Origin of the sequence: Winogradskyella alexanderae (assembly GCF_020166335.1) — a bacterium.
In the GTDB taxonomy this organism is placed as follows: domain Bacteria; phylum Bacteroidota; class Bacteroidia; order Flavobacteriales; family Flavobacteriaceae; genus Winogradskyella; species Winogradskyella alexanderae.
On record NZ_JAIUJR010000002.1, the window covers coordinates 83,424 to 97,295 of the forward strand.

A 13,872-nucleotide genomic window follows, 5' to 3' on the forward strand; every position below is an offset into this window, starting at 1 on the left:
TTTGATTCTTCATTACATATTCTTTCTGATTCGACAATTTCTAGTCCTTATCTCCCTCGACATAATCGTAACCTTGATTTATACCTTTTTCTATGGCAGGTACACCACGATCCATCCAAATGGGTTTTGGTTCCCCTTTTAAATAGTGATCGAAGAATTGCGCCATTCTAATATTAAAATCAACTCGATTTTGCATTTTTAAAGGCCAATGTGGCTCATCATTATAATTTAAGAACCAAGAAGGCTTTCCTAATCGTCTTAAGCTCACAAAGAACTCAATACCTTGATACCATGGCACGTGACCATCAGCGTCATTATGCATAATGAGTAATGGCGTGTTTATCTTATCAATGTTAAATATTGGAGAATTCTCAATATAGCGCTGTGGGTATTCCCAAGGCGTACCTCCAATTCTACTCTGTGTATGTTCATATTGGAATTGACGACTTAACCCAGTCCACCATCTTATACCACCGTATGCACTTATCATATTAGGAACAGGAGCTCCAGATTCGGCTGCTTTAAAAATATCTGTTTTTGTTACGAGATATGCAATTTGATACCCTCCCCAACTATGACCTTGAACACCAATATTATCCTTATCAATAAATCCTTTTCCTATAAGCATGGTGATCCCAGGAATCACACAATTAAAAGCACTTTCACCAGGATATCCATCTCTGTAATACACATCTGGATTAAAAATCACATAACCTCGACTTGCATAGAATGGATAATTAATTGTACTACGGCCGTAACTCGGTGCACGGTGTCGATACAACCCATCAGAGCTTCTTTCATAGAAATTAACAATCATTGGATATTTCTTGTTAGGATCAAAATTTTCAGGCTTAATCAACATGCCTCGAAGTGGCTTCCCGTCTAAAGAGGTCCACTCCACCATTTCTGAAGTTCCCCAATTGTAGTCTTTTTGTTGAGGGTTGGCATCTGTAATTTGTTTTGGTGATTTAAAACTTGTATTGGTAGCCCAAATATTTGGGAAATCCGTGAATGACTCTTGGGTAAAAAGCAAACGATTTTTCTTATCGTTTTGCGCCATTCTGAATTGACCATACGAATAAGGCCCTTCCATTAACAATTTTACTGATTTTCGATTTGGATCATAAGTGGCTGTTCCTGCAAATTTTGTATCTTCATTAAATGTGCTTAACATCCAGTTTTTGTTGGAAGAAATGGAACGTTCTTCATTATCTAACCTAACATAACGATACCTTAATTTAGAAGCTCTACCTTTAGTAAGATTTTCTGAAGCACCAGTATCAGGATCAAATGCCCAAATATCAAAACGGTCGTAAATTAGAAATCTAGCATCGTCATCCATCCAACCGGCAGAACCATAACTGTAAGGGTCGTCTGGATAATCATGCAATTCATTATAGAATTGTCGCCCTTTCGTTAAAGCGGTATATTTTAAAGTATTAAGATTATAGGTATACCAAGTGCTATCCTTTCTACTATATCCATACATATACTTTCCTTTTGGACTGATTGATGACCCACCATACACCTTAGAATCAATATCTTGGCGTTCACCAGTGTTAAGGTCTACGCGTTGTAAATCCATAGGTCGCTGCGCTGTCCATTGACTCTGTAATAAATACGGTGTTTGATTGCCGACTACAGCATAGTCACTATTCCCTTCATCACCATAACGTGCTAAATCATATTCCGTATTAGCAATCTGTATCATTTTATTTTTATCGAAATCATACAAACTCAAATAAGACTTTTTCTTATCATCCTTCACATCAAGCTCTTGAACCGTATACAATCTTGGCTCGTCATAGGTCCAAACTTCAACGTTAACGATTTCTTCGTCTAATAATGTCGTGTCCTGAACAATTGGTTTTGTTCTTAAACCAAAAAACAGTCGGCTTTCGTTCTCAGAGAATGATAAATTTCGATCGCTAGAAACAAGCATATTTGTATCGCTATTTTCTGAATCTAATATCATATTGGCTTCAGTATCACTGAGATTCCAAGAATATAGCTTAGGTTTCTTTATTAAGCTTTTCGTAGAGTCTGCATCAACAACAAATCCAACACGTTTACCTGAATCTGAAATGCCAAGTTGTGGATATTTGGTTTTATGATGGCTGGCTAGTAATAGTGTCTTAGAGGCTTTGTCTACATCATAATAATAAACACCTCCGCCTAAACTATCTACCACACCCGAAGTAGCATAAACCAAGTGACGCCCTTCTTTTGCCATAGCATAGCTATGTACATATTGTAAGGTGTCCTCGACTCCACTTTCAAGATTTCTTATAACCAAATGAAACCCATTGTCCTTAGATACTTTCTTGATTTTCTTTTTAACTTTCGTGGTATCCTTCTCCTTTGTGTTTGCCGTATCTTTTTTAGCCTTTTCAGGCGCTTCAAGCATATACGCAATGACTCCAGACCATTTTTCTGGCATTTTAAAAGATTTTACATTCGGTATTTTCTTGAGGGACTTGCCATGAATATCATAGATTACCAAGGTATCTTTTGGCATATCCTTTTTCTTAACCTTTCTGCGCTTCATTTCTCGTATGCTGTCTTTAAGTGCATTAACAGTGAAAGCCACATGTTTGGAATCGTAAGAAAAAGTGCCGCCATTGCTACGTTCATAAGACAACATCTTTTCGCCATTAATTTTTTGAACATGAAGTGTCTGGTCCTTTTCTTCTGGCCCAAGATTATAAAGCATATAATCACCAGAATTAGAGATTTCAACATTTCTAATTCTGTTCCACAAGGCTTTATCCTCATGTTGCATCACTTTTTTTTGTGCATATATATTTATTGTGAGTAATAAAAAGGAAAAGATTACTAATTGTCTCATATGTAGTTTCATTTTAATTTCTGCTTTCATAGCCACGCCCTGGCGTATATGGTGCACCAGCGTTTATAAGTTGTTGTTCTAAGTTTTTTAGTTCTTGATTGAAAATACGCTCCATCTTAGACTTGATTGCCTTAACCTGTTCTTTTGCAATAGCATAGCTATCACGATGCGTTTGCGTTGGTGTTGCAGTTGAGTACTTTTGTTCATATCCAATTGACCCCAATCTGCTGGAAGGTGAAGGCGGTTGATCAATATCTAATCTGCGTTTAACAGGATCGCCATACATTTCAATTTGAACAGAATCTAACTGATCCTCAAGTGCCACAACAGCACTCGATAAATTTCCTAGTGGTTGTTCTGCGCGTTTAATTGCCTCTTTAATATATCTCAGCTTATTTCTAGATTCAGACATCAGGTTCTGAGCAATACCAAAGTCTGCTTGTAGCTTTGCCAATTCCTTTTGGAAAGAAACTTTCTCAGCTCTGTTTTCAGCAGGCATTTCAACATTATCTAGAGCTTTTACTTCAAAAGCAACTGGTAATGTTAATGAGGTAACATTCCCATCATTGTGCAAGCCCATTTCTACAGTGTAGTTACCAGGCGCAACTAAAGTCCCTTCATCTCTACCTCCAAAAGGATTATAAAAAGCTGGTTTACGCAGATTAATAGGATTTTGAAGTGTGTATCTTAAATTCCAGTGGAATCTTTGCACTCCTTTTTTTGCTGGTCTAAATTCCTTTTTAACTACTTTACCATTGGCATCCTTAATGGTAAACACCAATTCGTCCTTAGATTCCTCATTCTCTGCTTTTAAGGCATCATAACTTGGGTATGGCGTATCGTTATTGGATTTTATCAATTCTTTTTCTGCTTTCTGACGTTCGTCTTTCAAAGATTTAAAATCCTTATTGTAGTAATATGTTATTACTGCCTCTGGCCCCAAGTTTTCAGCAGTATAGAAATTATCACCTTGGAAGGATTTTCCTGGCAATCCTAAAGGACTGCTCTGCTCCCACATCAACGCCGTTCTTATAGGAAATATTTCGGCTTTATCTTCTGGTTCAGTATTCTCTACATTCCGCAATACAGAATAGTCATCTAGAACATAAAATCCTCTTCCAAATGTTCCTAACACAAGGTCATTTTCACGTTCTTGAATGGCAATATCCCTGACCGCAATAGTTGGTAATCCATTTTTGAGTTGTTTCCAATTCTGACCCTGATTTGGTGAAAAGAACACACCAAACTCTGTACCCACAAAAATTAAATCCTTATCTACGTGATCTTCCTCTATAGCATAAACACTGCCACGTTCTGGCAAGTTAGATTGAATTGCCGTCCAACTTTGCCCTTTATTACTCGATTTAAACAGATATGGTTTAAAGTCACCAAATTTATGATGGTTAAATGCTACATAAATAACATTTTCATCATGTTTGGATAAATAAACACTATTAACGTAGGATTGGTTTGGAGCACCAGATATACTGGCTATTTTTCGCCAATTTTGCCCACCATCTTCTGAAATATGCACGAGTCCGTCATCAGTACCAGCCGCTAAAAAATCCTTGTTTAAAGGTGACTCAGAAAATGCCACGATACTTCCATATTGTGATGTGGAACCATTTTTCATAACCGCATCAATACTCACTACACGATCATATACTTTTAGGCTATTTCTATCAATCTGTTGTGACAAGTCCTCACTTAATACATCCCAACTATTACCATAATCGTCTGATCTAAATACTTTCTCGGCTGAAAAATATAATCGACCAGGTACATGTCTACTCACAACCAACGGTGCATCCCAGTTAAAACGATAGGCATTTTCTCCTTTTCTTGCTTTTGGTTTAATACCAACGGATTCGCCACTTTTTTTATCAAAACGAACTAAACCGCCATATTGAGATTGTGCGTAAACAATATTTGGATTGTTAGGATCTATCTGCGATTCAAAACCATCTCCTCCATTGGTTATAAACCATTCTGAATTACGGATACCATGATTAGTCAATACACGTGAAGGTCCGCCCAAACTAAAATTATCCTGTGTTCCGCCGTATATATTATAGAAAGGATAGTCATTATCAACAGCAACCTTGTAGAATTGCGTGACTGGTAAGTTCTTTTTGAAGTCCCATGTTTTGGCTGCATCAAAAGTTTCGTAGATACCACCATCACAACCGACAATCCAATGTTTATTATTGTTGGGATTAATCCACATGCAATGATTGTCTACGTGTTTGGTATCCTCTCCAACCATATTAAAGGATTTACCACCATCATGAGTCACTGACATCCATGTATCCATTGAGTAGACCGTGTTTTCATCAATTGGATCCGCAACTATTTCTTGGTAATAATTACCGCTTGTTACATGTGAGCTGCGTTTTTCCCAACTAGCGCCTCTATTAGTTGAAGCGAAAAAGCCTCCTTTACCATTTGCAGCTTCAACAATAGCATAAATAATCTCAGGATTTGCAGGTGAAATGGCTAGTCCAATACGTCCTAATTCCTCGTTTGGTAGACCACTGTTAATCTTTGCCCATGTTTTACCGCCATCTACGCTTTTATGCAAACCAGATCCAGGTCCACCACCAACATAGGTAAATACGTGTCGACGTCTTTGTAATGTCGAAGCATATAAAACATTAGAATCTCTAGGATCCATAACAACATCATTTACACCTGTATGCTCATCAACCTCGATTATTGAGGTCCAAGTTTCACCACCATCTTCTGTTTTATACAAACCTCTATCACCACCTTTGCTCCATAAGGGACCAATTGCAGCAACGTATACTATATCTGAGTCATCTGGATGAACAATGATTTTACCAATATGCTCAGAATCTTTCAGTCCCATATGTTTCCATGACTTCCCACCATCTGAAGATTTGTAAATACCATCACCATATGCTACAGACCGTTGATTGTTATTTTCGCCTGTACCGACCCAAATGACATTAGAATTATTGGGATCCATTGTTATACAGCCAATGGAATACGATCCTTGAGAATCAAATATAGGTTCATAGGTTACACCTGAATTTACTGTTTTCCAAACGCCTCCTGATGAGGTCGCTACATAATATTCAAATGGATTCTTAGGATTGAAGGCAAAATCTGAAATACGGCCAGAGGTTAGTGCTGGGCCAACATTACGCCATTTAAGGCCCGATAAACTTATTTCATCTAGCGGAGCTGTTGTGGCACTATTCTTTTTTGATTTTTTTTGGGCATCACAAACTGAGCTGATACTAAGTAGAATACCTAGTACAACTAATGAGATTTTTTTCATAATAAAGAAATCTGATGGTTGGTTATAATTTTAAACAATACTGAATGATAACCGAGTTGGACTATCATTTAAATTTAACGTTTCAGGTTATTTCATTATAGTTTTTTTGAAGGCTCCTAAAGATACTCTTTTTTTAAAAAATTATTTAAGAAAACTAAAAAATGAAAAAAAAATCAACCTTGTTGAGCGACTAGGATATATCTAATTTAAAAGCTATAATTTCCCCTTGTTTAAGCTATTAAGATAGATAGATCAGCGCTTCAAGGTAAAATGCGAACTAAATGATGTTTGAGAACCATCGGCTAATAAATACTCTACTCTAAACCAATAATCATTTGTTGGCATAGGTCTTCCATTAAATGTACCATCCCAACCTAAACCTTGGGTAGAGATAACTTTCAACAATTTTCCGTAGCGGTCAAATATTGAGACCTCTGCCCCTGGCTGATCGTTTAAACAATCTATATTCCAAAAAGGGTTAAATTCATCGCCATTAGGAGTAAAGAATTTAGGGAATTTCAATATTCTAAATTCTTCTAATGCCACATTGCTGCATCCTGATGCCTCACGCACTCTTATAACATGCTCTTCACACCCATTAACATTATTAAAGCTATTCTGTTCTTGCCATGAACCATCGTCCAATCGATATTGATAATTTCCTGCACCACCAATAACAGTTGCAACAACACTTTGGTTTTGAGCAAAAGGCTCAGAAATTACCTCAACTTCCAAAGCTAATTCCGAGATAGGAATAACTTCAATAGTCAATGTAGTTTCTATAGCGCACTGATTAGGATCTGGCGTAAAAGTATAGGTCGTGGTCTCTGTATTACTTAATTCAGGTGACCAGGTTCCTATGATTCCATCCAAAGACATTACGGGTAAATCATCTAAGGTATCACCATTGCAAATTGAACCCGGTTCATCAAAGACTGGAATAATTGGGTCGGTAACTATAATTTCTGTTGTTGTCGGAACAACGCAACCTTGGCCGGGGTTAGGTGTAAAGGTATAGGTAGTAGTTTCAAAATTATTGATTTCTGGCAACCAAGTACCAGTATAACCGTTATTTGAAGTTGTGGGTAATTCATCGATAAACTGTCCGGGACAAATTGGACCAAAAGCATCAAACTCAGGAATTTCATTAGGAAGAATTTCTATGGTTATATCCACTGCTGAAGCGCATTGGTCGCCACTTGGTGTAAACGTATATGTTGTTGTTTGTGTATTATCTAATACTGGTGACCAAGTTCCTGTTAATCCATTTAATGAAGTTGTTGGCAATGCCTCGAGAATCTCTCCTTCACAAGTTGGTGGAATCACATCGAACAAAGGAATCTCATTTGGTACGACCTCTATAAAAAGCGTTGCGGAATTGGCGCACTCGCCAGCACTAGGCGTAAATGTGTAAGTTGTGCTTACAGTATTATTTATTGCGGGACTCCATGCTCCAGAAATACCATTATTGGATGTTACTGGTAATGCTTGCAAGGTATCTCCTTGGCAAATAGACTCTACAGCATCAAAAATTGGATCGATTATAGGATTAACCTCTATTTCCAATGTAACTTCTTGAGCACAACCTTGACCTATGTCTGGTGTGAAAGTATAAGATGTGGTTACAAGATTGTTCAAAGCTGGTGACCATGTTCCATTAACGCCATCATTAGAAGTTGTAGGTAGGGGCGCCAAGGTTTCCCCTGCACATATAGGACTTATTGCATCAAACTCAGGAAACTGCAATGGTATAACCTGAATCTCCAGGGTTGTTTGAGTTACGCACGGATTATCAGGTGTAAATGTGTAAGTTGTTGTAGCATTATTATTTAATGTTGGCGACCAAGTACCTGTTATACCATTTATGGCTGTCGTAGGCAATGGACTTAAAGCATCACCTGAGCAAATTGGGGCAATAGGATCAAATATAGGGTCCAGAAATGGCAATACTGATAAAGTAAACTCCTCCTCGGTAATATTTCCACAGACATCAGCAATAGTTACCGTATATGTAGTTGTTACAGTAGGCGAAAGGGTTGGGTTTGGACTATTTGGATTACTAACCCCTTCAACTGGCAACCATGTATAACTTACACCACTAGGAATAGTTGCATCTATTATAATACTAGAACCTTCACAAATAAAATCATCTTGTAACTGAAGATTGTCCACAAACGAAATACTATTAAAGCAGACCTCATGAACATTAGATAATCCTCCTGTAGAACCGACAAAACCAAAGAACACAGAGTCATCACCAAAAAAAATATTGTTCTTAATATCAAAAACAAGGGTTAACCGTAATTCGCAATCGAAATAGACATTGAATGTTGTAATAGAAGCAATCCATTCTATCTTAATTTCATGATTTGCCCCATCTTCAATATTTTGGCTAAAAGGACTTGCCTGCACTGGCCCAGCTAGATTGCTTGCTGGGTTATTATGATCTGGATTACCATTTGCCATTATGGCTATATGATCAAAAAACGGGTCTGCAAGTAAACCTTCTGCAGGAATATTATTTTGATAGGTATCAAACTCTACAGTTAATGAAGGACTAATCCCTTGATACCCTAATCCACCACCAGAATTTCCGATTTCAGGTGCTGGAGTTGACTTAAACACCAATGCCATACCATCAGCTCCGTTGGAATCTTTGCTGCCAAAATTATTTTGATATAATATGGAGAAGTCTTCATCAAAATCTATTGCATTATCATACCAAACACCACCCGATTGATTTAAAACATCTTGTGTTATCGTGTAACAATTGTCTCCTTGGTCAATGGCATCTCCTGCAATCACAGCATTGAGTTGACCGTTTAATTTGTTAGCTCCAAAGAAAAAACAGAGAATTGATAGTAGGTATATTGGATATACTATTTTATCTCTGCTTTGATTCATTCGGTCTTTGGTTTAACAGTATCTAATTTCTGTAGTGTTGTCAATTTTTTTTACATCTTATTGATTCGAATAAGTTACTTACCGATACAGAAAGTAACAATATCTGTTTTTATTGACCTCATAAAGACAAGATACAAAATTGGAACAATTAAAATTAAAAAAGGACAAATTACAACGTAGAAATTTAATGCTATCTGGGATATAATTTTTAAATAGTTCAGAAGTTATATTCCATATTTGTTATACTAAAATTTATATAAAATTTCAAAATCATCCCCAGGACTAGTTCTAATTTCAGCCTACGTATCTGCTGTAATTACTCATTCCGCAAGGTACATTTGTCAAAACAAAACAAAGAAATCATGTATAAAAAGACAATTGTATTCAAACTAGTTTTGCTCTTACTAGGAGGTGTATTTGCACAAGAAAAACGAACTATAAAGGTCATCGTACCTAATAAAACTGATGAGGTATTTATTACAGGTAATCAAGAGTCCCTTGCGAACTGGGAACCTGGTACTGTTAAAATGAATAAAGTATCAGATTATGAAAGAGAGATCACTCTGGATCTAACCTACCCTGCTGAGTTCAAATTCACAAAAGGCAATTGGAATAGTGAAGGTATTTTAAAACAGTTTAATGACAATCCGAACCTAAAACTCGAGAATGACACGACAACCAGTGATTTTGTTATTAAAACCTGGTCGGATAATATCGATGCGCAAAAGTTAGGTTTGAATTATGACATTCGCTATATCCATTCAGAGTATATGAATACAAAAAGACTTCTGAAGATTGCACTTCCTATGAATTACGATTCGAGTAAGGCATATCCTGTTATCTATGTCACCGATGCGCAAAGTGCTAATTTCCAAGTAACAAAAAGCTATGTTAATGCATTATCACAAACCCAGTTTAATATGATTCCTGAATGTATTGTTGTTGGCATCTATCAAACCCAGCGAAATGATGATTTTTATGGCATCCATGGCGGAAAATACTTTACAGAGTTTTTGATTGAAGAAGTTGTTCCTTACATAGATAACAATTATAGCACCTCTGGTTTCAATACAATGGTTGGGCATTCCAATGGTGCGGAATACAATCATAAAATCATGCTCAATGAGACTAGTCCATTCAGAGGGTTTATTAGCATGTCTACCTGGTTGGATAGGAAAGAAGCAGTCGCTCTGACATCGTTCTTAAATGAATACAATCGTAAAACAATCTACTACTATTTAGCCAATGCGACACTTGATGATGCTGGAAGATCAAATTATGGAATTCAATTTGAAAACATCTGTTTGAGTACACCTAATACAAACTTCAAGTTTATTAAAAATACTGTAGAAGGCGATCATCAAACCATTGTTCCAAATTCATTATTAGACGGTTTAAAATTTATCTTTCAGGATTATTCTGCTGTTGATGGATATGACACCATAATGGATTTCGATAAAAACTATTTATCAAACGTTAAGGAAACTTATGGAGTTGATGCCTTCTATACTATGGAAATGATGGGTGCTTACTGGAATGATATTATAAACAAGAAAAGTAAAGAAGAGTGGGAATACTTCGTGAAGTTCGTAAATAGAGAAAAGATATTTTTTGGAAAAGAATTGGACTATGTAAATATTGCTAATGGCTATTTTTCAATGGATATGTATGCTGAAAACATTAAAGCCTACAATAAAGCCATAGATGATATTGACAACTGCGAAGACCTAGTATTCTATGCCAATATCCATCGTCCTGTAACCTCTTACATCAAAGAGGGAAAAGCCATGGAATGCATCGCTTTCATAGAACGTGCTAGATCGGTTTTACCACAGGAATACTATCTTGGAATGACTTACCACATAGCGAAAGTTGCTCTTGAACATAAGGTTGAGTTGCAAAAAGGAAAAGAGGCCTTGTCTTACTGTAAAGACAATTATAAAAAGAATAGATTTTTCAACTTAAAAACGTTATCAGAACTAGAAAATATGCAGTAAGTCAAAATTTTATAAGCATAATAAAATAGTAATGAATAAAAGCGTTGACTTATTGCAAGGATGACTATAAGAAAAACAGCATCTTTACAGTAGAAGAGCTTGAAGCATTGCGATAGCAATGAATGATGGTAGATTGATTGTAGTGAGCTAACCATTAACTTTTAGATGGAGGTGCTCATAAAAATGTGACTAATAACTTAAGTTGTTAGTCACATTTTACATTTGTATACTTATTTAGATTCTTTACTTTTGGAATCCAGATATGAAACGTGTTTTATTTTATTTCGGATTTCTATTTTTTATAACAAATCAGTATTGTTATGCCCAATATTCCATTTCAGGTTATCTGGATACACCTAAAAAAAACAAAAGGGTGTATTTAAGTCTGTTAAAGTTCAATGAAGAAAACACGATATACGAAGATCAAATTCTTACCTCTACTTTAACAGATAGTCTTGGATATTTCTCTTTTGAAGGTAAATTACTGTCTGAGAAGCACGCCTTATATCGCATCCACGCCAAAGTCGATGAAAATAAAAGCGCTATGCAGATGGCATTCAATGAAGACTTGAAAAACTTGCACAATTTTATTTTTTCGAATCAGGATACCATTGTATTTGAAAAAAATAAAAAATACTGGTTCTCGACGAATACTAATACGAACCTCATCGATAAAGAGTGGCAAGAATTCGGCAACTATGCCAATCAATTAAATTTAGAGCTCAGGTCTCTGCGGGATATCGAAAATAAAGACCAATCATCCAATCAGTTACTATCAGAATTGAAAGCCTATACAAATATCAAAGATGCCGACCCTCTAGTGACCTTGTTAATAATAGGGAGTGTGCCGGAAAATATTCTTCGAAAAGATCTAAAAAAAGATCCCGACTTTTATACGACACTTCAAAACAGTCTTAATACATATTATGACAAAAAAAGTTACGCAGAACAATTCAAAATACTCATAAGAGATCTTTCTGTAACTAAAACGCAGCGCGATCTTGAGTTTTATAGAAAATTGACTTATGTCTTAGCTAGCCTTGGCATATTATTAGTGATTGGTATCGTCTATTTATTGCTAAAGCTTAAACGAAAAATGAATGAACAAGTACCTCAAGAAGCTATCAATTTAACCAATCAAGAAGAACGAATTGCAGAACTTATTCTCCAAGATAGGACCAATAAAGAAATAGCCACAGAACTCTTCGTCTCCTTGAGTACTGTCAAAACCCACATACGTAATATCTATGCCAAGCTGGAAGTGGGTAACAGACAGGAATTTATAGATAAATTAAAAAATCATACTAGGGATTAGTCCCCAATTCATCCCTCTACTTTACAGTTATTAGGACATCGAACACATAGATTTGCCTCATTAAAATGTATAACGATGAAAAAAATATTTTTTACAGTAATTCTAATGAGCTCGATAGTCTGTTTTTCACAAGAAACTAAATACAATAACGTCGAGGAAATACGCCAACAACAAATTGAGAACATTCATAATCCAGACCTCTGGGATATGGAACGGATGAGAGAAGATATAGCACCAAATATTGATCTTTTACCAATAAAATTTAGTGCATTTCCTGTGCCGTATTATGATAAACTTGGACCTTATAAGGGTGGTGGGTTTTTAGGTAATACGCATGCAAGATCAGTTGAAGACTATAAACTAATAGTTGAAGATAAGGAAGTCGTATTCAATAGTTTCTTTATCGGAGACAGTCCTTTTTATAAAGAAGAGAACAAAAATGGTGTATTCTTTACGATCATAACTGTGGCCGATAGTTTAGATACCAACAATTATGTACCGAGCATGGCCCTTATTTCTTCACGAAATCATCCAGATTATGGTGGCGAAGGTTCTATAATGACAAAAAACAACAGAATAGACTACCTTGCATTTACAACGCCAGATAAAGGTAGTTTTGCCATAATAAACATGAGACTCTTTCATCTCGAACATGGGGAAATTATTGTCATTGTGCCACATAAAGACGGCTCCTTAAGATCACTTCAAATCCAAGGAAAAAAAGTAAATGACCAAGAGGTTTTCGATTACATTAAAAATGAGGTGTTAATTAGAAAAGATGTTGTAGAAATTCTCACTGAAGATGGCGTAATATAATTGTACTTTAAAGTACACCTTATACAATGTTCAAGTTTATTTCGCTCAAAGGTAATTGCACTAAATTTAGCACAAACTAAAACTAGAAATTACACTCATGAAAAAATCAGTTTTAATTGTATTTACAGCCATTATATGTGCTCTACAAGCACATTCCCAGTCTGAACTTAGTCAAAAAACCATTGATTCTATAATGGAACTTAGCTTTTATGAATTCGATCAAAACATGGATGGCGGATGGCGGTACTACTCAAACAAAGAAGATTTTGAAAGTGCAACTACATTGATCAAGCTTTACCTAGAAAAACATCAGGATATCGAGTCTGCAAAACGAGGAATAATTAGTTTTCATTGTGGCCAAATGTTAGCCCTCTTAGATAAGAATGAAGAAGCCATTCCCTATATGGAAGCTTCAAAGATGAAAGAAAATGACGTGATGAATTGGGATGTCTATGTTGATGCTACAATTGCCTTCTTAAAAAAGGAGAGAGAAACTTTCGATAAAAAGAAAGCGGAACTAAAAGAGAAATCGAGATTACCTCAGGATCAAAACAGAAACTTAATTTTCTTAAATAAACTTGAAGCTCATTTTGATAAAACTTATATGCAAGCGGTAAGGGCCGAATAGGTTCTACCTCCCAACTCAGAAAGTGATATTCTAGAATATATAGATAATTGATTTGTTACA

Annotated in this window: 7 protein-coding genes; 4 read left to right on the forward strand and 3 right to left on the reverse strand. The window is 36.0% G+C overall.

All coding sequences use genetic code 11. The annotated features are described in order from the left end of the window. Positions 1-40: 40 nt before the first annotated feature. The 3 genes from LBU54_RS03820 to LBU54_RS03830 form a co-directional block, all read right to left on the reverse strand. Complete coding sequence (locus LBU54_RS03820; protein WP_224526137.1) at positions 41-2,848, reverse strand: S9 family peptidase; 2,808 nt, start codon at positions 2,846-2,848, stop codon at positions 41-43. Between the two features lie 13 nt (positions 2,849-2,861). Further along, on the reverse strand, positions 2,862-6,152 hold the full coding sequence (locus LBU54_RS03825) for a glycosyl hydrolase (RefSeq protein ID WP_224526140.1): 3,291 nt from the start codon (positions 6,150-6,152) through the stop codon (positions 2,862-2,864). A 252-nt stretch (positions 6,153-6,404) separates the two neighbouring features. Further along, the gene (locus LBU54_RS03830; RefSeq protein WP_224526143.1) at positions 6,405-9,056 is read right to left on the reverse strand and encodes a lectin-like domain-containing protein; all 2,652 of its coding nucleotides are present in this window, start codon (positions 9,054-9,056) and stop codon (positions 6,405-6,407) included. A gap of 362 nt (positions 9,057-9,418) precedes the next feature. Between LBU54_RS03830 and LBU54_RS03835 the strand changes: the two genes are divergently transcribed. From LBU54_RS03835 to LBU54_RS03850, 4 genes are all read left to right on the forward strand, one after another. Continuing rightward, complete coding sequence (locus LBU54_RS03835; protein WP_224526145.1) at positions 9,419-11,053, forward strand: alpha/beta hydrolase-fold protein; 1,635 nt, start codon at positions 9,419-9,421, stop codon at positions 11,051-11,053. 262 nt (positions 11,054-11,315) lie between these two features. Continuing rightward, the gene (locus LBU54_RS15415) at positions 11,316-12,368 is read left to right on the forward strand and encodes a helix-turn-helix transcriptional regulator (RefSeq protein WP_317196320.1); all 1,053 of its coding nucleotides are present in this window, start codon (positions 11,316-11,318) and stop codon (positions 12,366-12,368) included. A 75-nt stretch (positions 12,369-12,443) separates the two neighbouring features. Beyond that, positions 12,444-13,184: a hypothetical protein gene (locus tag LBU54_RS03845; RefSeq protein WP_224526147.1), complete on the forward strand. Its 741-nt coding sequence runs from the start codon at positions 12,444-12,446 to the stop codon at positions 13,182-13,184. A gap of 97 nt (positions 13,185-13,281) precedes the next feature. After that, the gene (locus LBU54_RS03850) at positions 13,282-13,812 is read left to right on the forward strand and encodes a hypothetical protein (RefSeq protein WP_224526150.1); all 531 of its coding nucleotides are present in this window, start codon (positions 13,282-13,284) and stop codon (positions 13,810-13,812) included. The last annotated feature ends 60 nt before the right edge of the window (positions 13,813-13,872 follow it).